Source organism: Paenibacillus sp. NAIST15-1, from assembly GCF_001894745.1.
GTDB classification, from domain to species: domain Bacteria; phylum Bacillota; class Bacilli; order Paenibacillales; family Paenibacillaceae; genus Paenibacillus_B; species Paenibacillus_B suaedae.
The window spans coordinates 563,811-585,047 of record NZ_BBYF01000002.1; the positions used below are offsets into that span (position 1 = coordinate 563,811).

Here is a 21,237-nt window from a genome sequence, read left to right on the forward strand (position 1 = left end):
AATAAATTAATGTAAAATACATATTTAATATTGATACATATCAAACGAATGTGCTACACTTGATTCATATACATAGGACAGTGTTGCACATTCGTACATAATGTCGAATATGGACTAATACTGCGATTACCTGAGAAATAATTCGGAGGAGAAAATGAAATTATCTGTTACAGCTCAATTATATTATAATGCCTGTTATATGGATGGTGATGCTGTTTGTATTCAGCCTCGTTTCACTGAAAAGAGTAGGAAGAACGAGCATGCATTTACAGAAGAGATATTAAATGAACTTCTAGAAACAGGAGATATTAGGGTTACATACAAAGATTCGAAATACGCTAATATTTGCGGAAGAAATAAAAAATAGAGGTGTGCATATGATAGTTGAAACTAAACTAAGTGACGACTTTGAAGTTGATTTTATTCGAGAAACTAACAATAGAAATAGTGAATGTATGGTTATTGGCACAGAAGCAAATCTAATTTACATACACATGACTGAAGAACGCTTCAAGAGTTTCATACAAACAGCAAATAATGCGCTAATTGAATATCAGAAGCAGCATACTAAGAGGATATAAAACTTAAATTTCATTAGGGGGTAATGATATGAATACTTCGTTAGAATACCGCCTTATGTGCATGAAAGCTACAGAAATACAGGATTTATGGGAACCTCAAGTTGGAGACTATTTAGTATCTAAGGCAAGTTATTGCTACAATGGAATTTGTGAACCAGCGTCACCTTGTAATGAATGCCTTGAAATGTCAAACGTATATGTCGTCTCTGGCAAATATGACTTTCATGAATCAATAGGGGGAACTCATTGGTATTATGGTGGTCATTCATGTGGGCGAGGCCACGGCTCACTTATAAATTCAACAGGGTGCTATGTTATGAATAGATCTGGACATAACTCATCTCAGGAACTTGATTATGAGATTTCAGCAGTTTCAGAGCATTTATGGCTGCCTAGACTAGATCAAATCCAAGAAATGTTATTTAAGGGTTCCAATTGTTATGAAAAGACAATGTACTTTGTGAGATGGATAGATACAAATAAATACTATATGAGTGACGAATCACCTGAAGAATTATGGTTAAAATATCTTATGGAAAAACAATACAATAAGAAGTGGAGAAATGAAGGTAAGCACAAATTTTGGGAGGAGTGAAATATAAAATCATGGATTCTTGCCATTCTAATGCAAATCCTTACGAAAAGGCTCAAATGTCAGACGGATTATCATCAATAGAATTAGTACCAGACATTGAGCGAGATGCTTGGTTCTTTCGAGAGTTGGAAAGTAGAGGAGTTAGGCTCAACAAAGGCCAGATTGAATTAGTTAGACATAAAAATGGCACAGCTCTGGTTAATGCAGTAGCAGGTGCAGGAAAGTCTTCATCTATTGTGTCTAGATTGTCTTATCTGGATCAAGTTCATGGTATTGATATCTCAAAGGTACTACTCATAACCTTCACCAAGAAGGCAGCTGATGAGATGATTTCTAAGGCAGTCAACCTTGGAATGACGAGCAAGGAAAAATTAAAACAAGTGACTGCTGGAACATTCCACTCAGTATTTCTAAAGGTATTAAGAAATAATGGTGACAATAGAGATATCCTATCTAGTGATAAAAGTAAGCAAATCACTATAAAGATGATCATAAGAGCACTTGGTATTGATGATAAGCGCTATAGACCAGAAGACATTCTGGCACAAATATCACATTATAAAAATAATATTATTGATATTGATGATTACTATCACAGCGATGAGTTTGATAGAGAGTTCTACAACATATGGTCAAGGTATGAAAGACACAAACAAGAAAAAATGTTGATTGATTTTGATGATATGTTGTTGCTAACTTATCAATTACTGATTAACAATAATGAAATATTGAAATCAATAAGAGAAGATTATCAATATATAATGGTAGACGAGTATCAGGACACTAATTACTTACAAAGTAAAATTATCGAATTGATTGCATCACCTCTAAGAAACATATTAGTGGTGGGGGACAGCGATCAGTCAATATTTTCATTCAATGGGGCAAAGATTGAAAATATCTTAAACTTTACTAATACATATCCAGAAACAATAATAATTACTTTAGATACAAATTATCGGTGTACTAATACTATCCTTGGCATGGCTAATCATGCAATCAAAAAGAATAAGCTTCGTATTGAAAAAGAATCAAAAGCAGTTAAACCTTCAAGTATATATCCATGCATCGGTAAATATGTCTCTACAGAAGATGAAGCAGCTAATATTGTTAATCACATTACAAGTGAAGTTAGGCAAGGAGATAGGAAGTATTCGGACTTCGCAGTTCTCTATAGGACTAACGCTAATTCAAGATCTATTTTTGATGAATTACTTTTAAGGGAGATCCCTTTCACTTCATATGGGAGTGAAGACGTATTCTATATTAACTCTACAGTAAAGCCACTGTTAGGGTATTTACGAGTTATGGTTGATCCATATGATTTCAGTGCAATAGGCGATATTTTACCTACGCTCTATATTGCTAAAGATAAAGTAAAACAGATAGGTTCATTACAGCAAAGATATCCAATTGCTAATCCAATTGAGCATGTTACTGAACTTGTATCATCTTCATACCAGCAAACAAAGATCCGAGATAAAATTGATCAGATGAAACGTATTACTTCTCATCGCCCAATAGTTGTACTGAAGACTTTACGAGAGGATTATGAGAAATATCTGATTGGGGAAGATGAATCTGAATCAACGACATTACATAGGGAAATTGTGAAAGAAATGCTTGATGAACTTGAGAATAGCTCAAAAAAATTCAGTACGGTGAAAGAGTACATACTATTTATTGATCGTGTAATTAAAAACGCAAAACTTCAAAAAGAACAAAAAAAGAAAAACAATGCTGATACAGTTAAGATTATGACAATACATAAGAGTAAAGGATTAGAGTTTCCAGTAGTCTTTACTATTATGAATAATGAAGGTGTATTACCTCACAAGTCAGCTTTTGAGGTTTGTACAGATGTTATCAATAATGGGATTAATGAAGCTCTGGAAGAAGAAAACAGACTCTTCTATGTGGCTGTAACTCGTGCTGAAGATGAATTGTATTTAAGCTATGTTGATAGTCACAGGGGTAGAGACATGCATCCTTCACGCTTCATTGAGGATTATATCGAGGCGGTGATTTAAATGGCCTCACCAAGACAGGTTAAATGTGCATGGTGTGAACGCAAAGATTCAAAAGAACTTATGATACAGGAGTCTAACAGAAAGTATTATCATCACAATGAATGTTACTCAGCATATTTAAGTGAGAAAAATTTTAAACAAAAAGAGCGTATCGAGTTAGATCACCTAACAGATACCATAGTACAAGTACATAAATTAAAATTTAGAGGAAGTATTCCTAGTTCATTTTATCCATACATAAACGATCTTAGAAATGATTCTGTATTATTTGGGAAAATGCAGAAGAGATATAAAGAAGGAATATCATATGTATTATTGGCAAATACTTATCAATTTTGTGAAGAGAAAATTGCTTGGGCGAAAGCTAATAAACAATTTAAAAATACGCTGTCAGAATTAAAGTATTGTTTAGCCATTGTTAAAAATAACATAGAAAACTCATTAAAAGAAAATATTAAGAAGAATATAGAACTAAACAAGTTTAAAAAGCTACAGGAAGAACACGAGAGTATTAACGCAGTCAAAGAACGCCTAAAAAACTTAACGATAGAAGAGTCTGCTCCAAGTGAGGAAATTAATGTGGAAACGCTTTTTGATTAAGGAGATGAAAAGAAATAGATACACTAATTACTTCTGAGATTAAAGACCCTCATACTGAAGTTTTAGTTGTGGGAAGTCTATATAGGAATCCTGATTTGCTTTTGGATTTTGGAGAATTAATAATTCCTAAGTATGATTTTGCTTATGATACAACAAACTTTTTGTTCAATTCGCTTTATGAAATGTATCAATTTCAAATAAAGGGCGAGCTAACCGAATCTAAGATAAATATTTTCATGCACCAAGACACTGAGAGGAAGAAGCAATATGAGAAGATAAAGGGTTATCAATACATAAGACGTATTATGGCAGCAGCCGATTTAGATGAATTCCAAACATACTATAATAACTTAAAGAAATATTCACTACTTAGAGAATTGGAGCTAAAAGGATTTCCTGCTAAAAAGATATTCGAAAAAAATAATTTTAGTAAGGTTACTCCAGAGAATATTTTGCATGGTATGGAAATGCAAATTATAAACATAGGTACAGTTATTGGTGGAGCACAAGATAGTGTAATTCTCGGAAGAAAGATGACTGAAAGGGTGAAAGAATGGAAGAAGAAGCCTGATTTTGGTTTAGAGATTCCTTTTGAGTTGATTAATATGCTTTTAAGGGGACTAAGAAAAAAGAAACTCACATTAACAGGAATGCACTCAGGATGTGGAAAATCGCGTCTTACATCCAAAGTTGCATGTTATCTTGGGATATTTAAAGGTGTGAATATACTTGTAGCTGCTAACGAGCAAGATGAAGATGAATGGGATGCAATGGTTATTAGTTGTATTGTTAACAATCCAGAATTTCATTATAAACCTAATAGTAATGAACTGAATGAAGTAGGTAAAATCATTAATGAAAAAGGGTATCAATATAAGGGCATTGATGAAACTAAAATCGTCACAGGTACTTTGACTGAAGAAGAGGACGAGATTGTGATGGTGGCAGCAGAATACATAGAAGTGCACAGCAAGATTCATTTTTTAGAGTTGTCTAAATACGATGAAGTATCTCTCAAAAGACACTTTAAAAAGCATAAAATTAAGAAATGTGAGTTAATTATATATGATACCCTGAAAGCACCTGATCATGATTGGATGTCATTTGTTAAGACTGGTGACATGCTTAAGGAGCAAGCAAAAGAACTAGAAATCTCCTTCTGGGCAACTTTTCAGTTAACAGATGATAGTTTATTCAATGAAATATTGAACTCAACCGCGATTGCAAATGGTAAGCATATAAAACATATTGCTGATGGTTTGATGATGTTTAGACCGCTTTTTCCAGATGACTACGATAAATATGTAATTTACAATCCTAGTTCTAAGCCTTTTGTGGAGGAGAGAAGAAGGTTAGACCGAAGTCAGACATATTATATGGGAGTTATTGATAAAAATCGCGGCGGGAAAGATAAGGATCTAATTTGTTTTAGAGTTGATAAGGGCAAGAATATCTGGATAGAGGAAGGTTATCTAATTTTATCTGATATCGAAAAAGACTTTATTAAAACAAAGAAAGAATATAATAAACTTAAAAAGGAACAACAGGTTCATGAATTGAAAGAAAAGCTAGGTAAGGCATAGGATGTGATTTAAAATAAATGCTTCTGACCTGAAGGATAAAATAATTCAAGATGATAAAGTTAAGGATATAGTCAACGCATTGGGCTGCTCTAATTTTAGAAAAGGAACTAGTTATTATACATGCTCCAATCCAGATGGAGATGCAAGAGCAGCCATAAATATCAATATTGAAAATCTTAGTGTTATGAATCACACTCGAAATGATTTTCCAAAAGAACGTGCAGATATTATTACCTTAGTTGAATACATAAAAGATTTCTACTTTACAAAAGCAATGAATTGGATCTGTGAGGTATGTGGGTACGATTATTATCATGGAGATTTTGAAAAAGAAAAAATTGATGATCCCTGTTTATTAGCGCTCGATGTTATAGAGTCAAAAACACTAGACAAGGAAATTGAATTAAGAAAATTAGATGATAGGATATTATTTGAGTATGTGCAGTATCCTCACATTCTTTTTTTGCAAGAGGGAATATCATTAGATGTACAAAAATTATTTGAGGTTGGTTACTCAGTTAGAGATAGTTGCATAACAATTCCTATCAGGGACGAGTTAGGAAGTTTGGTTGGTGTTAAAGGGCGAACCACACTTGATTATGAGAAGTTGAAAATGTCTAAATATTGGTTCCCTTACGCAACTCCCAAATCACAAATACTCTATGGGCTAGATAAATCGTATCAGTTCATAAAGGATTCAGGCAAAGTATTAGTTTATGAAGCTGAAAAAAGTGTTCAAAAAAGCTTCTCTTACAATATAAAAAATTGTGTCAGTATAGGTGGACATATACTTAGTGAAACACAGGTTATGAAGCTAGAGAAGTTAGGAGTAGATGTAATCCTCGCCTTCGACAAGAATGTGACTGCTGAAGAAATAAAGGATGAGGCAAGGAAATTTATTATTCCAGAAAAAGTTTATACGATTTTTGAGCAAAAGAATAAACTTCTCGACGAAAAGGATGCTCCAGTTGATAAGGGAAGAGATATATTTATCCAACTGCTTACAACAGAAACATATAGAGCACTAAAGCAAGGGGAATGAAACTACTCTTTCATAGCCAATGATCCAATAAGATAAAATATATAAATACATATAAAATATCTGTTGACTGATCATTGGCTATTCTGATACAGTAAAGATGAAGGTAAAGGAAAAGAATAGGAGATGATATTAAATATGAAAATTGACCAAAAGGCTATTGAGCAGTACCAAGAACTTTGTCATTTAAGTGCTATGAAATGCGAGACGTTGTTTGATATCGAGTATAAGATTGAACGAGCAATAGCACTAGGACAACTGATTGAAATGACTTCAGAAACAAAGATGTACCGCTATTACAATCTTAACTTTGTTGTAAAAAACAATAAGGTAGTGCGTATTTACCGAAGTAGATCTATCCCTGAAGTATTTATAAACGAAAAAATCAAATTTCAATATGATAGAATACATAGAAAGATCTTGGTTTGAGGCAATATATATGAGTAAGTATGAACTTAGTTTATCCAGAGATTACGTTCCTGATTGGACACTTGTTGATGCAATTCGTGAGTTGTTCCAAAACGCATTAGATCAACAAACTACAATGCCAGATAATGAAATGTTCTTTAGCTATAAAGAGGATGAAAAGAAATTATACATAGGTAATAAATCATCGGTATTAAGCGTGAAGTCACTACTCCTTGGGAAGTCAACTAAGAGAAATGAGCCAAATACAATCGGGAAGTTCGGTGAGGGGTATAAAGTAGCTACTCTAGTCCTTACACGATTGAATAAATGCGTAACATTCTTCAATTATGGGGCGAGAGAAGTGTGGAGGCCGAGATTTGTTAATTCTCGTAGATATGGATGTGAAATACTAACCTTCTTCATAGACAAGAAATACATCTGGCAGAGGGTTCCTGATATGAACTTGACAATAGAAATTGATAACATTTCACCTGAAGAATATTCGGATATCGTAGCGTCAAATCTACACTGTCAAGACGTTGGTAAAGTAACACATAGTGAATGTGGTCGCATCCTTCATGAGAGTAGATACAAAGGCAAGGTATTTGTAAACGGATTGTTTGTTTGTGATTACATTAAATATGAAGAAGGATATGATTTTAGACCTCAATATTTAAGACTTGATAGAGATAGAAAACTTGCTGATAATTTCGAGCTTGAGTGGTTGTCATCAAGAATGTGGAGAGGAGCGCAAGCGGAAAAAGCTGTTGAATTAATTAAAAGAGGCTGTGCTGATGTCGCTTATTTTTCAAGTGTTAGTTTTTATAGTCCATCTTCTACGGTAATTGACGATATTGTATTTGAGGATTTCAAAAAGGAACATGGTGAAAATGCTATTCCAGTTACGACACAGGATGAATATGTTGAGATAAACTCTTCTCCTGAGTATAGGCCAGTGATAGTGTCACAATCCTACTGTAATGTTATTAAATCAAGTAGTAAGTATGAGCCACCTGTATTAAGAAAGATTGATATTGAGACTTCAAAAGCGAAAATTGAGAAGTGGTTAGAAAAACATAAGCAGTCACTGTCTAAAAAAGCAATTCTTGAGTTACAAAATATTATTGAAGAAGTTAGTTGTTAAGATTGGAGACGGTATATGAATAGTTTAAAACGGATGCTTCAGTTGTATCTTCAACTAGAAGAGATTGAAAACGAAATTGCGGAATGTGAATCAAATCTCCTTGGATCAGAAATTAAGTATGGGGAATATGGGCTCTGCACGATTATTTTTATTGATGGGAATTATGCAACTTTAGCCTGTGAATCAGATGATGACGATGATGATGATGATGATCGTCATGAAATTGAGGTTTCATTAGAGGAACTAGTTAAATAAAATTATCAAAGGACTGATGCAAAAATGTTTAATTTACGTAACAGTGATGATATCAGATTAATAAAAAGTATTACAGGGGAGGCATATTATCTTCGCAAGTCACCGTATGGATTTTTTGAACAATACACTTTCTATGATGAGAACGGCAATGAAATAGAAACTTTCGCTCCATATAATTCTGATGGTGAAATAATCGGTTTTTATGTTTATGATTTAGGAGAAAAGGTTTTATTTGAAGGTGTAATAATAAATGCAGAATTTTCAGAGACTGAGTTCTATGATTCCGAACACTATAATTAGTCGAGTAGGTGCAGAGGCATTACAACGATAGAAAAGGAGGCTCTACGAGGAAGGTTATGTTGTTTAAATCAACACAAGACATCATTGATTATTACAAAAGTCAAAACAATAACAAGGAGGAAACAAAGTGTTCAAAGTAATCTATCTTGATCTGAAGACTGACTTCATTAGGGAAAAGAGCTTTGACATGGAAGATGAAGCAAAAGAATATTTCTTTAATCATAAAACAGGTTCAGGCTATATGAGTTTGAGCCTAACAAGTCCTGAAGACATACTGCTTTATGATAAGTGGGATGCTTGGTTGTTTCATCAATAAACTTTAAAGTGAGGGTATATATGAAAGATAAGAAAACAAAATCATTTCTATCAGCATTAGATTTATTATCTAAGAAGTATGGAATATACATAGATCTTCATTCGTGCGAGGAAATTGTGTTGGTTGATGAGATTGGAAATGTTTTAGGTGAAGATTTTCATTATGACAACGCACTTGGATATAAGTGTTACTGAGATTTAAGGGAGCATGAAACACGAATTTCATGAGGAGATGATTGAGTGTATCAGGTAACTGTAAACTTAGAGCAACGCGTAACCATCGATAAAAATCAAATTGCTGAAATATTAGTTCGTGAACAATCGAATCTGTTAGGTGGCTCAAATCGTTGGATTCAGCAAGGAGAAGTATGGGAGAAGTATAGTTATCATAGAGACTATGAGATGAAGGAGAAAGTAAGAGATGCTTCAGATGAAGAAGTTGTAGCTTATGATGCATTAAATACTGTTATTGATTATTTTAAGAAACTTTAAATTGTAAATAACAAGGGCTGATATAAATGAAAAATAAAGATATTATAGTAAAAATTAAATTCGATACTCATACCATGCTATTCGGTAATTCACACAAGCCATGGAAAATGCAATTTGAAGAATACCTCATAGATCTATACCGTAATGGCATGTATCCAAATAACATTGAAGAAGTATTGGTCTCTGATGAACCTTGGGTCAAATGGGGCGGTTTGAAATGGTGTACTGAGACGCGTTTTCAAAATCAGTTGAATCGTGAAGGGTGCCAAGGTAATGATCCAGACAATCCAAATCCAAGACAGTATTCCGATATGGAGTTCTATAAGAGTGGGGTTGTGACTAAGAAAGTGATATCAATTTTCGCGAATGTACGTAAGGGGATTTATTAATACTAGAGCAAGAGGGGGGAATATTGAGTGATAGACATCAAAAAGTGTATAGGGTGTTCAGAGTTTGCTCATATGGACGACATGTGCCAATGTGAAAAGACGGGATTTTGGATATGTTCCAATTGTGATCATCTACTTAAAGTTACAGTGAATACTGAAGGTGAGCATGTGTATATATTGAAAGATTAGTATTACGAATTCATCTTAGAGAAATGAAGTCCCTATAAAGTAGTGATTTCATTTTGAATAAAGATAAATATACATATGAGGATGATTGGAAAATGAATCTCGATAACTTAATTATTTCAACTAGTCCATTAACTGGACAGATATATGCTGGATACAGCAAAGATAACGGAAAATCATTCAGTCACAAGGTTGACGTAACTCAACAAGTTATTAGTGCGATGTGTGCGCACATGTACATCACTGGAATTGAGTACGAGTGTCAGGCTGGTGAATTGATCTTCAAGCCAAAGGAGAGCGAACAGAATGAGTAGACATCGAGATACACCGTCGCTTAAGCAAGGCGATGCGGTTGTTATGCATACGTGTATCGAAGCAATGAATCCAGAATACTACGGTAAGATATGGTACTGTAAGACTGATGAATTCACAACAGGAAAAGGTGTTTATAAGCAACAACTAGTCTTCTTGGATGGATTCAGTGGTTCATTCTTAACTGAATTTCTTCAAAAAGTTAATGTGAACGATGAGACAAAACATCTCACCAGTGAAGTTGAACGGCTAAAGATACTTTATAAGGATTACTTAGACATGTACACCTCGACTGTGAGTGAAAAAAATAAACTGAAAGGCAAGCTCCAAGACGCACTAAATACACTTGAACGTATCGTTACCATGCCATATACATTGCCAGATGTGTGTAAGGATGTTGCACAGTTACTATCTAAAGAGACAATACAACGCATACAGGAGGGGAAGTAGATGCAATACGGACAATTAGAAATTGCTGAAGAAAATGGATTGAAAGATGTAAAGGTATTTCAAATTTGTGAATGTGATGCAGTAGCAGCATATACGGTTGAGGAAGCAAAAGCTTGGTACAAAGAATTAACAGGTGTGACGGATGACGAATTATATCCAGATGAAGAAATTGAGATTGTGCCGATTGATTCCAAAGTTTATGAGAGTGAAGATTCTACCAAGCTGATTACTGTTCAAGAAATCATAGAAACGTATTTTAACGGTGAGCCATTCATTGCATTGTCGACTGAAGGCTAAGGGGGAGATATAGTCATGAAGGGAGTACAAGAAATCATTGACTTCTTTGAATGTGGAGAAGGATATGAGAAAAATGAAATAATCGAAAACCTTCTAGGTGAAATTAAGTCTCTTAATGGATATTCAGCAGATGAAATAGGCCTTGAATGGGACGGGAAAACACTTATGGTTTTAGATGACTTTACAAATGCGTTTTATGACAAGTTGATTGCAAGTGTATGTAATGTCATTAGAAGTTTTGAGGACAAGGAGGAGGAAGAGTCATGAAACATACAAGAGAGAAACTGGAAAGCTTCGATAATGCAAAGATTGATTTTATAGCAGGTAAATTATCAGGCAAAGAAATAGGATCGATCATAGATAACAAATGCTTTGTTTACATGGAAGAATGGGAAGATCCTACTTTGTTTCAACCAACTCAAAAGGTGTACATGACAGAAGTAATTAGTCAGAGAGCATTGGAACTAAATCCAATAGAGTATGTACGGCAGTTGGATGGGCTAATGTGGCCTAGTGGGTATGCAAAAGCCCATGAATATGCCCTGAGAAACGTCATCAAAATGCTACAAGCTACACCACGCCAGCGCACCATAGCATCCATACTCACCCTACAGGGGCAGGGAGGTACAGGGGAATGAAAGTATGGCATAGCTTATCGATCGAATCTAAACCTTGCATGTTATGTGGAAAGAAAACCGCCCACTACAAGGTGTATGAACAATCGAATCTGGCATTGAGAGTGCCATTGTGTGATGACGAAACTGAAGATTGCTGCTATAGAAAAGTAGATGTAAAGAGCCTTGTAACGCGGCAAATGATCGATTTGAAAAAGGAAATCATCCGGTCAGGAGGTACAGGGGAATGAAATGTGAACGATGTGGGAGCAACTTTGTCAAGCAAACAGATGATGATGTATGTGATGTTTGCTTGACGGAATTGGAACTTGAGTATAACGGAGAACTTGATATCAACGCTAAGGCGTTTCGTGAAGCCTTGAATCGGAAATCTTGGGATATTAAGACGAAAATGATATCTGCTCAACGCTATGAAAAGGCGCGGCTTGAAGGACAATATGAGCTATTACAGTGGGTATGGGAATACACAGGCGGCGATAGAGTCATTGACTCAGGAGGCATAGGGGATGAGTAAATATAGAAAGAAGCCAGTTGTGATTGACGCGATCCAGTGGAATCCATTTGAAATGACTCGCGCAGATGTATTGTATCATTTCGCTTTGGATAATAAGACAGAATTTATCAATTATAGCTACAGGTATGCTGGGTGTTTAGAGATATCGACTTTAGAAGGAAATATGACTGTAAGTGAGGGTGATTACATTATTAGAGGCGTAAAAGGTGAGTATTACCCTTGTAAATCATATATTTTCGAAGCCACATACGAGCCTGTAGAGGAGGGAGTAGAAGATGAGTAGACAAATCAAATTTCGTGGTAAGCGTCTAGATAATGGCGAGTTGGTGTACGGAAGCTTAATTCGTAGATACGATAGACCGCATAAAGTGTACATCCCCTTTGGATATTGGATATATGTAAATGAAAATACTTGTCACGAAGTCGATCCTGAAACAGTAGGGCAATACTTCGGGCGGCTTGACGGCAACAGTAAAGAGATATATAAGGGAGATATTATTGAATATTCATACGTGTACAACGGGGAAACTCGCAAATTCACCGCGTACGTAGATTGGAGCGATGAACTCCTAGGCTATTGCCTAAGAAATATGGATGGTACGTGGAAATCAGAAGCTCATTCGTATGACTTTGAAGCAAATTCGGTCATCATAGGCAACATATACGAGAATCCAAAGCTTTGGGAAGGAGATATTAAGGATGAATGATATAGAACGTGTCATGCGTAAGATTTGTGAAACACAGGACGATAGTTGGAATGGTGAATGCTCCTGTCTGGATTGTTATTGGAATATGAACCATCCAACGAAACGACCGGACGATAAACAGTGTGTTTCAGAGGATTTAGCTGATACTCGAATGATTCCGAATACGGTAGAGTGCCCATCTTATTGGTCATTTACTTTCGCATGCGGGGTTTCAAAGGAAGGAGATAGTAATGATGCCTGAAACGATACAGCAGTCGGCAAGAGACTGGCAAGAAGACTGGAAGCAAGTTGAAGCACACAGACACGCCAAGAATTTATTCAACTGTCCTATCCGTAAATTGCATACGATGCATGGAATGATAGAGATTGAAAACGATACGGAACGATTAGCCTACTGGATGCAGGAGTATAAGAATTTACAGGAAAGTTATGAATCACTTGAGTTGATGCATAAAGAACAGAAAAATCGAGCTGACTCTCTTTTAATGTTGATAAAGGACGTGTCTGAATTGATATCATGGAAACATAGGATTCAAAAAGATGGAGTTGAAGAGGCACTAAAGTTAATTTATAAATGGCTAATTGATAATCCAGTTAATAAAGCTGTCACAACAGAAAAAAACTAGTAATAAAAGAATAATTTCATAATATAAATAAAATATCACTATCAATACATATAAATAAGTGGTATAATCTCCTTGTATAAATTGTAATACATATTATTACAAGGAGTGATTATATAATGCTTGATATCTGTTCAATTGAACTGGGATTTGGTTGGACAAAGGGAACATTCAAGAATAGGGTGTTTAGGCAGCCATCAATAACAGGTGAATCTAAACCAATGTTTGATTACAAGAAGGATGATTTTGTATTCAATGAGCAATACTTTGTGGGCGACTTAGCACTTAGACAAAGTGACATTAAGTATTTTTCAATGAAAGATAACAAAGCAAGTGAGATTGATGTTACTGACACCTTACTTCAGACAGGGATAGGATACTTAACACGTTCTGCCCCTTGTAATGTAATTAGTACATTACCCATCAAGTTTTATTTCAACCAGAAGGAAGAACTAGAAAATAAAATATTGGATTTAAACAACATCGAACCATATAATATAAGATGTGGACTAAGAAATTCTTTCTCGGTAACACCCAATATTCATGAGATTAAAATCACACCCCAAGGACAAGGGATAGCAATGGACTTCCTTCTAGATAATGAAGGTAAGATTGCAAAGAGAGAATTTGCAAAGAAGAGAATCCTTGTCTTGGATTTAGGCTTCTACACATTAAATATATTGGGCTTAGATAAGTTAGAAATTATGCCTCTTTCAACCACACTTCTGCTCGGTGTGGATACAGCATATAAATTACTTCAGCGTTATATTCAAGAGAAAGTTGGGAAGTCTCCAGCACGATACGAGTTAGATCAATACGTTATCTCTGGAAGATATGAGGGATATGACATTAGGCCACTGATTAAGCGAGCATTTAAAGCCTTAGCGATTCAAATTCAAAATGAAGTTGAAGGGTTGAATGTAAGTTTTGATGTTTGTTTAATTGGTGGAGGAGCAGCACATCAAATTTTCGAATTTATTAGTTTTGAGGAGAAATATTTATTTGACCAGTTAGCCCAAGTAAGAGGTAATGAGAAGATAGGTATGAGAACATGGAAGTGAAAGTGATTCAAGCACGACTCAGACCAAAAAGAGATGATGATTTGAAGAAAGCCTTTATGGAACTTCCTGATCATGTAGATAAAGCAGACATAATAAGAGAGGCTATGAGACAGTATTTCTTTGGTGGTGGTTTGAAAAACAATGCAGTCAATAATATTAAACTTGTTAATGATGATAGTTCATCAATAATGATCAATAAAGTTGAAGACTCAGATGACGACTTGGACGCAAAATTGGATTTTACGTTAGATATATAAATAAAATATGTAGGTACATAATTGTATCTACAATACATAGATATTAAGGGTGAAGTAAATAATGTTTATAGAATGCTACGGAGATTATACAATTGTTGGTAGAATTAGTGATGTGTTTTATATAGAAGGGGTAGAATCTTTAGAAGAGCTTCAGGAGATTATAAAGAGCAAGACACCAATTGAATGTTGGGAACCAACAATGTATGACAAAGGACGTATTGCATATTCAGAAGGTTTGAGAAAAAGAATTGTTTATCTAAATAACTACATGAAAATTAAACAAAGACACTTTTATCTTCTAGATCAAAATGAAAGAAAAGAAATTGAAAATAAAGTTTGTAAAACATGTAAATGTAATGATGGTTCTTTTACTGGAGCACTAAGCTGTAACTATCATGCCAGTTCAAATGAGGGCTGTTTGAATTACGAAAAATCGCTATATGCATCTGCAATAAGTTGGCTAAAAGGTGGAAAATCAGGTGATAAAACATGAGTTTCATAGGGGGCAACAATGAATAAAGAGGCAAGCATTAATTGTTATGACACTTCAATAAGGGTTTGGCAAGATGAAGAATATTCTCATCCAACACTTAAAAAGGTTTTTGCATTGCTTAAATCCAGAGGTTTTACTATTGCTAACGATACTGATGTAAGTAAGATTATTCGCAGAAATTATTTCATTGGGTATAAAGGCGACTTAAAATTCTATTCTCGTAAATATCCAGCAGGATTTGAAATTGAATTCTACCAAGAAGTAAATTATGAAAATAGAAATGGTGGACGATATGACTCTAATAAGTATAAAAAGATGCCATACTTGATTAAAAAGCAATTCGAATTAGAAAAACGGAAAATTATATGCTTGCTTAAGGAAAATGGATACCAAGACAAATCTAAAGAGAAAAGAAAAAATGCTCACGAGCAGGTTATGCTACATATAAATGATCCTGATAGACATTGGTCTTCTGAAAAGATACCAGACTATAACGCTTTAGATAAAGATAAGCGTAGAATTAATAATGGTGATGTAAAGTATTTTAGGGATTACAAAGGGGTTCTACAGAGAGGTACTGTGTATCACAATATTAATAACATGTGGTGGGTAGTAATTAATAAGAATGAATATAGCAACATAGCATGTTTTTATCTGTTTGATCTGGATTCAGTTGAAGAGAATAAAATACATAAATTAATTAAGAGATCAGGACACCACAATCCAAAGTCACGTTATCAGCCAAGTGAACAGGAATTTGCACAATTCGCAAAAAAGGCGAGACTTTTGAAACGAGCAGGTAGAGTTAATGAAATCAACCTAATACTTGAATATCTTTATGATAATAATTGGATGTCTAGGAAGTTTGAGTTCTTCAAGAAGCCGAACAGTAGGTTAGGCTTAAAAGAATACGAAGGAAGACCGTTTGGACTGTACAGAAAGTTTGACGAACCATGCTATATTAGCTTAGATAAGAGAGATCTTCCAATGTCATCAACAGAGTCAGGATGGATTAGAAGTTTAGAAAAGTATATTAGAAACGGAAAACCATCAGTTGGTAATTGGTTTTGTGCAGACAGCAATGGTGAAGGAAGTATGGCATATATTTGGCCTGAAGTGCGAATGAAGCTTCTCAGTATTGGTGCTATGGGCAAATAAAAATTGGAGGGGAATAGTATTGAATAATGTTTGGTTCATATCAGACCCACATTTTGGACACAAGAATATCATAAAATATGAAAATCGTCCTTTTGTAGATGTGGAGCATATGGATAATGTAATTATTGAAAACTATAATAAAACTGTTAATGATGGAGATATGGTATTCTGGTTGGGAGATATGTTTTTTTGCAACGCTAAAAGAATCGATTACATCTCAAATCGCCTTAAAAGCACAAGAAACATATTAATTAGAGGTAACCATGACAAGGGGATTACTGATGGGAAATTTAAAAAGCTTGGCTTCATGCCGTATAAAATGTATCAGTGGGGAAATTGTATCTTGACACATGAACCACTTTCCGAAGTGAATTTGAACTATTTAAAAGATATCGGAATCTGGCTAAACATACATGGACATACCCATTCAGAAAATCAGCACCTAGATCCCAAAAAATACTTTTGTGCATCGGTTGAGAATACAGATTATAGGCCTATTAATGCAACAGAGATTGAAATAAAAGTTATTTCGGCTTCTAAACGTAAAAGAATGCAATAAAAGATTCATTTTAAGAGGTGTCGATTTTGAGTATCAAAATGTTGCATATAACTTTGCAATTAAAAAACATAAGTAAAGGGGAGTAAAACAATGTCACTTTCTTTAAAACAAGAACAACCTGAAGTCATAACTGTTGGCAATATGAAATTTACTGAGTCACAACTAAAGGCGCTTCATTCTGGAGTACTTAAGGTTTTTAGTGCTGTACATGACCTGGACAATCCTTTAGTTTTTACGCCTTCAGAAACAGCAGTATGGGGTAAGGTTATGTTTGATATTGAAAGAGCTGGAATAGTAAATACATATAAATAAAAAATAATAAATATAAATAAAAATATTGATTTATGTTAATTAAAACTGTTATGATAATCTCATCAAATCAGAAAGGAATGAACAAGTAAAAATTGCAATGGAGACAAAAGAAACCTAAGACATCTTATCTAGATAGTGATCCAATCATCAACAAGCTTGCAGCAATCAATGGTATAAGTAACCTAAGGGAATTTATTAAACCAAGCAGGGATCATTTTCATAGTCCATATCTTCTACGAAACATTGTACCTGCGAGTAAACGAATCATTCAAGCCATACAGAACGGCGAGAACATCTCTATACATATTGATATTGACGCAGACGGTGTTACGTCTGGTGGAATTAAATATAATCACTTAAGAAAATTCACTGATAAAGTTAAATACTTTCATGCTCAGAGATCCGACGGACATGGAGTATACCATATGAAAGATAAGATACCAGAGGGAACAAGCTTGCTAATCATCGTGGACAGTAGCTCAAATGAGGTACAAACGTGTAAGGAAATTAGCGAGCGTGGAATAGATATTATCATTATTGACCATCACATTATCAGCGATGAGAATCCATACTGTATCCTTATTAATGATAAACACAGGGATTGCCAGTACCCAAACAAAGACACATCTGGAGCACTATTAGCTTGGAAAGTATGTCAGGTTATTGATGATATGTTAGGTGTAAATTATTCAAACGATCTTATAGATTTAGCTGGACTTGGGCTGCACGGAGATCAAATGTCTATGATTCAAATGGAGAATCGAGCTCTTGTAAATGAATCTTTGAATAACATCAAAAATAATGGCCTTAAAGCTATTTTAAAGATTGCGAAGAAAGACATTGATAAGCTGAACGCTAGTGATTTTGCCTTTACCATAACACCATTTATAAACGCAGCAACAAGACTTGATAAGATTGAGTTAGCATTTGAAATGTTAATCGCAGAGACTGAAAAAGAGGCTCTAAGTTTAGCCAAGAAACTACATAGTCTTAATAGTCAAAGAAAGCTTACACAAAAAGAAGCAATTGAAAGAATTATACCGACTTTAGATTTAAGCAATCAATGTTTAGTGGTAGTTGATAGTTCATTAGGTAAAAACATGAATGGCCTTGTTGCTTCTGACTTGGCGAATAGATATCAACGTCCTGTAGTTGTTTTAGGTAAAGCAAAGGACAATGATGATGAATATCATGGTAGCTTTCGTTCAATCGGTTTCTTCAAGTTCCTAGATTTTGTTGAGAATATACCTGAAGTACTCTTTAGTGGGGGTCACCAAGCTGCTGGTGGTGTTGGAATTAAAATCTGTGACTTGGAGAAATTCCAGAAATCACTAAATAATGGTCTTAAAAATGAAACATTTGAACAAGTCGTATATTATGATTTGGAACTTGATGTTGAAAACATTGATGAGAATCTAATTGCTGCTGTAGAAGAGTTTAGTAGATTAAGTGGCAATCAATTCAAAGAACCAAAGTTTCTGATTAAAGGGCTGTACTCACTCAAGAAGGAACCAATAGGTGAAAATAAAGATACTCTCAGAGTATCAGGATGTCCAGAATCATCTACATGGTTCGTAAATGATGAGGATATTGAAGGAATAAAGCCAAGCATCCTTGCTATGAAGTTCAGAACAAGCAATGAGTTTATTGATGACTTTCCTGAGAAGAGAGCGGTTGATATAGTAGGCAGCTTGAATCTGAATGAATGGGTAAGATACAAGCCTCGCTATCAAGTAGTAAGAACTATGCAAATTTTTATTGAAGATTACAAAATAAGATAGGAGAGATATCCATGGGACACTTCTTTCAAATTGGTGATATGGTCGAAATTTACTCACAAAGTCACAATCTATATGGTAAAATCGGTTCTGTTTTAGAGACAAAGAACTGGAAATTATCAGGTCAAATGAAACAAGATATTAAAATACGTATTAATGGAATGGATATTTGGACTCCTTCAGAGGATTGTTTGATTTATTAATAAGAGAATAAAATTTGAATTTTATGAGGAAAGGTATGAAACTAAATCTTGACGAATTCAGAAATTATTAATTTATGGATTAATGAGCAAATTGAAGCAGGTAAAACAGATAAGGATATAGACGGAACAACATTCTACGATAAAAGTGATGTGTATACAATTAAGAAAACTAAACGTAAACATATCTTTGATTTGAAGTGTACACTTGGTGGGGGTATCGACCTCAATTCATTGAAGAATATCTATGTTAACATCGAAAAAAAATAAATCTTAATTGGAAGATCATGAAAACTATCTTCAAAGGAGATTGACTATGGATAAGATTATGGTATCTATCACAAAGGCTGAATACGAAAGTTTGCTTGATGATAGTAACAAGTTAGGCTGCTTAGAGGCTTATGGTGTTGATAATTGGCAGGGGTACAGCTATGCAATGGAGATGTATGAAGAGATGAAAGTGGAATGATGAAGATGGAGTTTAATCTGAGAGTTGGAGACGATGGTATGCCTTGTATTCATGCATCAGTGGTAGGAAGTGGAGTTGTTTACCCAAGGGGAGATCATCGATTTGAATATTCAAAGCAAAATATGTATATGAGTGAATACAAAATAAAAGGTTGCCAAGATCAGAGACGATTTATCATTTCCATAAGACTAGATGGAATAGATGGGAAATGCAAACTAACACAAATGAACTTTCGTCATGATGACATGTTGGAACTTAGGAACAAAATTGATGAATTACTCAGGTATAAGGCGACACGATGAAAGAAGAGTTTTATGGAGAAAGAGGTGAGAAATATTCCAGAGTTTATCTATGAAACTAAAAACGGTAAATACTCATTTGAAGACACAGGAAGTTGTATCGTTATTTGGAGGAATGGTAGGAAATGGGGATCACCACCGATGGATGGTGCACTAAGATCAGTAATCAATGATTTAATTGAACTTAGAGAAGAAAACTGTAGGCTTAAAGAAGAGTTGAGTGACTATACGAGAAAACTGATTAATGCTCGATCATCAACTGCTATACCGTTTCATAAGATGAGCGAGAAGGCTCGACGAGAGACGGTCGAAGCAATGCTTGATGAATAATTTTTGAAAGAGGATTTTCATGAGGGAAGGAGATTATAAATGGCTGAAGGTGTAGTAAGAGCAGTACCCAAGGAACCGTTAATCGGTGAAGAGATAGCTTCAAAGCATGGCTATGAGATCAATAATGCACTATGGCAGCTAAAAGCATTCCATACTGAACACGGAGGAAGTCCAGTAATTACAGGAGTTGTTACTTTGGATGCAACAATTAGATCTAGAACTGTTCCCAGATATAAGCTGCTTTTCCCGGATGGGTTTATTGACTACGCAAAAGTTGATAATTTTGATACGTTCTACATTTTAGTTCCAGAATCATTTTAACCAAAACTGCGAGTATAAAATTATGGGGAGATAATTGTATATGAGTGATAAACTATATTTTAAGATAAAGCAAGGGACTAAATATGATAAAGCAGTAAAAGAGCACTTCAAACTCAGAAAACTTTGGACTAATGTCTTTCCTTTAGTGAGTGAGTTATTAAGTGAGCAGATTACAAGAATCGCACGTCATCCAGATGATTTATACATAGATACTTCAGAAATAAAAAATGAAGAGAATAAAAAACTATTTAACCGAGAAGGAAAGCTGAAATCGAACACAAAGAGAGCAAAAGAGATCCATGAAGAATATAAGAGAATTATTCAAAAAGTTGGATTAACTGAATTTAGAGATCTAGGTACGATTAACTTTATCTATGGTGTAATGAGACTTTCAGGAGAGCACTTAAAGAGTTACCGTACAAGTGATGATGATATTTATTACGAATGTGATTTTGATCTTGAAAAGCGTTCTAATGGATTAGTTGTGCCAATTACTGAGATCGAATATCAAGAAAAGTATCTTGAAGAGCTAAAGAAGTAAAAGG

The 21,237-nt window shown here is 34.6% G+C and carries 38 protein-coding genes; all 38 read left to right on the top strand.

All coding sequences use genetic code 11. From position 1 onward, the window contains the following. The first annotated feature begins 154 nt into the window (after positions 1-154). The 38 genes from PBN151_RS06535 to PBN151_RS06720 all read left to right on the top strand — a co-directional run bounded on the left by PBN151_RS06535 (position 155) and on the right by PBN151_RS06720 (position 21,233). Positions 155-367, top strand: coding sequence for a hypothetical protein (locus tag PBN151_RS06535; protein WP_072728310.1), 213 nt, complete (start codon positions 155-157; stop codon positions 365-367). A gap of 242 nt (positions 368-609) precedes the next feature. After that, positions 610-1,176 (top strand): hypothetical protein, encoded by a 567-nt coding sequence (locus tag PBN151_RS06545; RefSeq protein WP_072728312.1) that lies wholly within the window; start codon positions 610-612, stop codon positions 1,174-1,176. Next, entirely contained in the window at positions 1,173-3,206 is a 2,034-nt protein-coding gene (locus tag PBN151_RS06550) for an ATP-dependent helicase (RefSeq protein ID WP_139295287.1), read from the top strand. The genes PBN151_RS06545 and PBN151_RS06550 overlap by 4 nt, the downstream gene beginning before the upstream one ends. After that, a complete protein-coding gene (locus PBN151_RS06555; RefSeq protein ID WP_072728314.1) occupies positions 3,207-3,806 on the top strand; it encodes a hypothetical protein in 600 nt (199 codons plus the stop codon). 101 nt (positions 3,807-3,907) lie between these two features. Further along, positions 3,908-5,389 (top strand): replicative DNA helicase, encoded by a 1,482-nt coding sequence (locus tag PBN151_RS06560; protein ID WP_139295288.1) that lies wholly within the window; start codon positions 3,908-3,910, stop codon positions 5,387-5,389. A 79-nt stretch (positions 5,390-5,468) separates the two neighbouring features. Then, entirely contained in the window at positions 5,469-6,431 is a 963-nt protein-coding gene (locus PBN151_RS06565) for a hypothetical protein (protein WP_072728316.1), read from the top strand. Between the two features lie 135 nt (positions 6,432-6,566). Further along, positions 6,567-6,857, top strand: coding sequence for a hypothetical protein (locus tag PBN151_RS06570; protein ID WP_072728317.1), 291 nt, complete (start codon positions 6,567-6,569; stop codon positions 6,855-6,857). Positions 6,858-6,867: 10 nt separating this feature from the next. Further along, the gene (locus tag PBN151_RS06575) at positions 6,868-7,980 is read left to right on the top strand and encodes a hypothetical protein (protein ID WP_072728318.1); all 1,113 of its coding nucleotides are present in this window, start codon (positions 6,868-6,870) and stop codon (positions 7,978-7,980) included. Between the two features lie 15 nt (positions 7,981-7,995). After that, entirely contained in the window at positions 7,996-8,235 is a 240-nt protein-coding gene (locus PBN151_RS06580; RefSeq protein ID WP_072728319.1) for a hypothetical protein, read from the top strand. A gap of 24 nt (positions 8,236-8,259) precedes the next feature. After that, positions 8,260-8,535 carry a hypothetical protein gene (locus PBN151_RS06585; protein WP_072728320.1) on the top strand — a complete coding sequence of 92 codons (276 nt, stop codon included), beginning with the start codon at positions 8,260-8,262 and terminating at the stop codon, positions 8,533-8,535. 127 nt (positions 8,536-8,662) lie between these two features. Continuing rightward, complete coding sequence (locus tag PBN151_RS06590; protein ID WP_072728321.1) at positions 8,663-8,851, top strand: hypothetical protein; 189 nt, start codon at positions 8,663-8,665, stop codon at positions 8,849-8,851. Positions 8,852-8,871: 20 nt separating this feature from the next. After that, on the top strand, positions 8,872-9,045 hold the full coding sequence (locus tag PBN151_RS31060) for a hypothetical protein (protein ID WP_175560630.1): 174 nt from the start codon (positions 8,872-8,874) through the stop codon (positions 9,043-9,045). 45 nt (positions 9,046-9,090) lie between these two features. After that, a complete protein-coding gene (locus PBN151_RS06595; RefSeq protein WP_072728322.1) occupies positions 9,091-9,342 on the top strand; it encodes a hypothetical protein in 252 nt (83 codons plus the stop codon). Positions 9,343-9,368: 26 nt separating this feature from the next. Next, positions 9,369-9,731, top strand: a complete 363-nt coding sequence (locus PBN151_RS06600) for a spore protein H (protein WP_072728323.1) — start codon at positions 9,369-9,371, stop codon at positions 9,729-9,731. Positions 9,732-10,012: 281 nt separating this feature from the next. Continuing rightward, the gene (locus tag PBN151_RS06605; protein ID WP_072728324.1) at positions 10,013-10,231 is read left to right on the top strand and encodes a DUF7446 family protein; all 219 of its coding nucleotides are present in this window, start codon (positions 10,013-10,015) and stop codon (positions 10,229-10,231) included. Further along, a complete protein-coding gene (locus PBN151_RS31775) occupies positions 10,224-10,679 on the top strand; it encodes a hypothetical protein (protein WP_072728325.1) in 456 nt (151 codons plus the stop codon). The genes PBN151_RS06605 and PBN151_RS31775 overlap by 8 nt, the downstream gene beginning before the upstream one ends. Then, a complete protein-coding gene (locus PBN151_RS06615) occupies positions 10,680-10,976 on the top strand; it encodes a hypothetical protein (RefSeq protein WP_072728326.1) in 297 nt (98 codons plus the stop codon). A gap of 15 nt (positions 10,977-10,991) precedes the next feature. Then, positions 10,992-11,243 (top strand): hypothetical protein, encoded by a 252-nt coding sequence (locus tag PBN151_RS06620; protein ID WP_072728327.1) that lies wholly within the window; start codon positions 10,992-10,994, stop codon positions 11,241-11,243. Beyond that, the gene (locus PBN151_RS06625) at positions 11,240-11,614 is read left to right on the top strand and encodes a hypothetical protein (RefSeq protein WP_072728328.1); all 375 of its coding nucleotides are present in this window, start codon (positions 11,240-11,242) and stop codon (positions 11,612-11,614) included. Before PBN151_RS06620 ends, PBN151_RS06625 begins: the two co-directional genes overlap by 4 nt. Then, positions 11,611-11,841, top strand: coding sequence for a hypothetical protein (locus tag PBN151_RS06630; RefSeq protein ID WP_072728329.1), 231 nt, complete (start codon positions 11,611-11,613; stop codon positions 11,839-11,841). Before PBN151_RS06625 ends, PBN151_RS06630 begins: the two co-directional genes overlap by 4 nt. Beyond that, positions 11,838-12,125 (top strand): hypothetical protein, encoded by a 288-nt coding sequence (locus tag PBN151_RS06635; protein ID WP_072728330.1) that lies wholly within the window; start codon positions 11,838-11,840, stop codon positions 12,123-12,125. The genes PBN151_RS06630 and PBN151_RS06635 overlap by 4 nt, the downstream gene beginning before the upstream one ends. Continuing rightward, entirely contained in the window at positions 12,118-12,408 is a 291-nt protein-coding gene (locus PBN151_RS06640; protein ID WP_072728331.1) for a hypothetical protein, read from the top strand. The genes PBN151_RS06635 and PBN151_RS06640 overlap by 8 nt, the downstream gene beginning before the upstream one ends. Next, positions 12,401-12,832, top strand: coding sequence for a YopX family protein (locus tag PBN151_RS06645; RefSeq protein WP_072728332.1), 432 nt, complete (start codon positions 12,401-12,403; stop codon positions 12,830-12,832). Before PBN151_RS06640 ends, PBN151_RS06645 begins: the two co-directional genes overlap by 8 nt. Positions 12,833-13,062: 230 nt before the next feature. Then, complete coding sequence (locus tag PBN151_RS06655; protein ID WP_139295289.1) at positions 13,063-13,458, top strand: hypothetical protein; 396 nt, start codon at positions 13,063-13,065, stop codon at positions 13,456-13,458. A gap of 116 nt (positions 13,459-13,574) precedes the next feature. Further along, positions 13,575-14,516, top strand: a complete 942-nt coding sequence (locus PBN151_RS06660) for a ParM/StbA family protein (protein ID WP_072728335.1) — start codon at positions 13,575-13,577, stop codon at positions 14,514-14,516. Further along, the gene (locus PBN151_RS06665; RefSeq protein WP_072728336.1) at positions 14,507-14,773 is read left to right on the top strand and encodes a hypothetical protein; all 267 of its coding nucleotides are present in this window, start codon (positions 14,507-14,509) and stop codon (positions 14,771-14,773) included. The genes PBN151_RS06660 and PBN151_RS06665 overlap by 10 nt, the downstream gene beginning before the upstream one ends. A gap of 61 nt (positions 14,774-14,834) precedes the next feature. Further along, positions 14,835-15,266, top strand: a complete 432-nt coding sequence (locus PBN151_RS06670) for a hypothetical protein (protein WP_072728337.1) — start codon at positions 14,835-14,837, stop codon at positions 15,264-15,266. Between the two features lie 18 nt (positions 15,267-15,284). Beyond that, entirely contained in the window at positions 15,285-16,424 is a 1,140-nt protein-coding gene (locus PBN151_RS06675) for a hypothetical protein (protein WP_072728338.1), read from the top strand. 19 nt (positions 16,425-16,443) lie between these two features. Continuing rightward, positions 16,444-16,983, top strand: coding sequence for a metallophosphoesterase (locus tag PBN151_RS06680; RefSeq protein WP_072728339.1), 540 nt, complete (start codon positions 16,444-16,446; stop codon positions 16,981-16,983). A 90-nt stretch (positions 16,984-17,073) separates the two neighbouring features. After that, positions 17,074-17,295 (top strand): hypothetical protein, encoded by a 222-nt coding sequence (locus PBN151_RS06685; protein ID WP_072728340.1) that lies wholly within the window; start codon positions 17,074-17,076, stop codon positions 17,293-17,295. A gap of 92 nt (positions 17,296-17,387) precedes the next feature. Beyond that, the gene (locus PBN151_RS06690) at positions 17,388-19,076 is read left to right on the top strand and encodes a DHH family phosphoesterase (RefSeq protein ID WP_072728341.1); all 1,689 of its coding nucleotides are present in this window, start codon (positions 17,388-17,390) and stop codon (positions 19,074-19,076) included. Between the two features lie 11 nt (positions 19,077-19,087). After that, a complete protein-coding gene (locus tag PBN151_RS06695; protein WP_072728342.1) occupies positions 19,088-19,276 on the top strand; it encodes a hypothetical protein in 189 nt (62 codons plus the stop codon). Between the two features lie 48 nt (positions 19,277-19,324). Beyond that, complete coding sequence (locus tag PBN151_RS31065) at positions 19,325-19,543, top strand: hypothetical protein (RefSeq protein ID WP_072728343.1); 219 nt, start codon at positions 19,325-19,327, stop codon at positions 19,541-19,543. Positions 19,544-19,589: 46 nt separating this feature from the next. Further along, positions 19,590-19,742, top strand: a complete 153-nt coding sequence (locus PBN151_RS31070) for a hypothetical protein (RefSeq protein WP_175560631.1) — start codon at positions 19,590-19,592, stop codon at positions 19,740-19,742. Next, entirely contained in the window at positions 19,739-20,044 is a 306-nt protein-coding gene (locus tag PBN151_RS31075; protein ID WP_072728344.1) for a hypothetical protein, read from the top strand. Before PBN151_RS31070 ends, PBN151_RS31075 begins: the two co-directional genes overlap by 4 nt. 12 nt (positions 20,045-20,056) lie before the next feature. After that, positions 20,057-20,371 carry a hypothetical protein gene (locus tag PBN151_RS06710; protein WP_072728345.1) on the top strand — a complete coding sequence of 105 codons (315 nt, stop codon included), beginning with the start codon at positions 20,057-20,059 and terminating at the stop codon, positions 20,369-20,371. 39 nt (positions 20,372-20,410) lie between these two features. Next, positions 20,411-20,692 carry a hypothetical protein gene (locus PBN151_RS06715; RefSeq protein ID WP_072728346.1) on the top strand — a complete coding sequence of 94 codons (282 nt, stop codon included), beginning with the start codon at positions 20,411-20,413 and terminating at the stop codon, positions 20,690-20,692. Between the two features lie 40 nt (positions 20,693-20,732). Further along, a complete protein-coding gene (locus PBN151_RS06720) occupies positions 20,733-21,233 on the top strand; it encodes a hypothetical protein (protein ID WP_072728347.1) in 501 nt (166 codons plus the stop codon). Positions 21,234-21,237 lie beyond the last annotated feature (4 nt).

Coding starts and splice junctions, on each gene's coding strand:
- PBN151_RS06535 (WP_072728310.1), top strand. CDS start 155: ATGAAATTATCTGTTACAGCTCAATTATATTATAATGCCTGTTATATG.
- PBN151_RS06545 (WP_072728312.1), top strand. CDS start 610: ATGAATACTTCGTTAGAATACCGCCTTATGTGCATGAAAGCTACAGAA.
- PBN151_RS06555 (WP_072728314.1), top strand. CDS start 3,207: ATGGCCTCACCAAGACAGGTTAAATGTGCATGGTGTGAACGCAAAGAT.
- PBN151_RS06570 (WP_072728317.1), top strand. CDS start 6,567: ATGAAAATTGACCAAAAGGCTATTGAGCAGTACCAAGAACTTTGTCAT.
- PBN151_RS06575 (WP_072728318.1), top strand. CDS start 6,868: ATGAGTAAGTATGAACTTAGTTTATCCAGAGATTACGTTCCTGATTGG.
- PBN151_RS06580 (WP_072728319.1), top strand. CDS start 7,996: ATGAATAGTTTAAAACGGATGCTTCAGTTGTATCTTCAACTAGAAGAG.
- PBN151_RS06585 (WP_072728320.1), top strand. CDS start 8,260: ATGTTTAATTTACGTAACAGTGATGATATCAGATTAATAAAAAGTATT.
- PBN151_RS31060 (WP_175560630.1), top strand. CDS start 8,872: ATGAAAGATAAGAAAACAAAATCATTTCTATCAGCATTAGATTTATTA.
- PBN151_RS06600 (WP_072728323.1), top strand. CDS start 9,369: ATGAAAAATAAAGATATTATAGTAAAAATTAAATTCGATACTCATACC.
- PBN151_RS06605 (WP_072728324.1), top strand. CDS start 10,013: ATGAATCTCGATAACTTAATTATTTCAACTAGTCCATTAACTGGACAG.
- PBN151_RS31775 (WP_072728325.1), top strand. CDS start 10,224: ATGAGTAGACATCGAGATACACCGTCGCTTAAGCAAGGCGATGCGGTT.
- PBN151_RS06615 (WP_072728326.1), top strand. CDS start 10,680: ATGCAATACGGACAATTAGAAATTGCTGAAGAAAATGGATTGAAAGAT.
- PBN151_RS06620 (WP_072728327.1), top strand. CDS start 10,992: ATGAAGGGAGTACAAGAAATCATTGACTTCTTTGAATGTGGAGAAGGA.
- PBN151_RS06625 (WP_072728328.1), top strand. CDS start 11,240: ATGAAACATACAAGAGAGAAACTGGAAAGCTTCGATAATGCAAAGATT.
- PBN151_RS06630 (WP_072728329.1), top strand. CDS start 11,611: ATGAAAGTATGGCATAGCTTATCGATCGAATCTAAACCTTGCATGTTA.
- PBN151_RS06635 (WP_072728330.1), top strand. CDS start 11,838: ATGAAATGTGAACGATGTGGGAGCAACTTTGTCAAGCAAACAGATGAT.
- PBN151_RS06640 (WP_072728331.1), top strand. CDS start 12,118: ATGAGTAAATATAGAAAGAAGCCAGTTGTGATTGACGCGATCCAGTGG.
- PBN151_RS06645 (WP_072728332.1), top strand. CDS start 12,401: ATGAGTAGACAAATCAAATTTCGTGGTAAGCGTCTAGATAATGGCGAG.
- PBN151_RS06655 (WP_139295289.1), top strand. CDS start 13,063: ATGATGCCTGAAACGATACAGCAGTCGGCAAGAGACTGGCAAGAAGAC.
- PBN151_RS06660 (WP_072728335.1), top strand. CDS start 13,575: ATGCTTGATATCTGTTCAATTGAACTGGGATTTGGTTGGACAAAGGGA.
- PBN151_RS06665 (WP_072728336.1), top strand. CDS start 14,507: ATGGAAGTGAAAGTGATTCAAGCACGACTCAGACCAAAAAGAGATGAT.
- PBN151_RS06670 (WP_072728337.1), top strand. CDS start 14,835: ATGTTTATAGAATGCTACGGAGATTATACAATTGTTGGTAGAATTAGT.
- PBN151_RS06675 (WP_072728338.1), top strand. CDS start 15,285: ATGAATAAAGAGGCAAGCATTAATTGTTATGACACTTCAATAAGGGTT.
- PBN151_RS06685 (WP_072728340.1), top strand. CDS start 17,074: ATGTCACTTTCTTTAAAACAAGAACAACCTGAAGTCATAACTGTTGGC.
- PBN151_RS06695 (WP_072728342.1), top strand. CDS start 19,088: ATGGGACACTTCTTTCAAATTGGTGATATGGTCGAAATTTACTCACAA.
- PBN151_RS31070 (WP_175560631.1), top strand. CDS start 19,590: ATGGATAAGATTATGGTATCTATCACAAAGGCTGAATACGAAAGTTTG.
- PBN151_RS31075 (WP_072728344.1), top strand. CDS start 19,739: ATGATGAAGATGGAGTTTAATCTGAGAGTTGGAGACGATGGTATGCCT.
- PBN151_RS06710 (WP_072728345.1), top strand. CDS start 20,057: ATGGAGAAAGAGGTGAGAAATATTCCAGAGTTTATCTATGAAACTAAA.
- PBN151_RS06715 (WP_072728346.1), top strand. CDS start 20,411: ATGGCTGAAGGTGTAGTAAGAGCAGTACCCAAGGAACCGTTAATCGGT.
- PBN151_RS06720 (WP_072728347.1), top strand. CDS start 20,733: ATGAGTGATAAACTATATTTTAAGATAAAGCAAGGGACTAAATATGAT.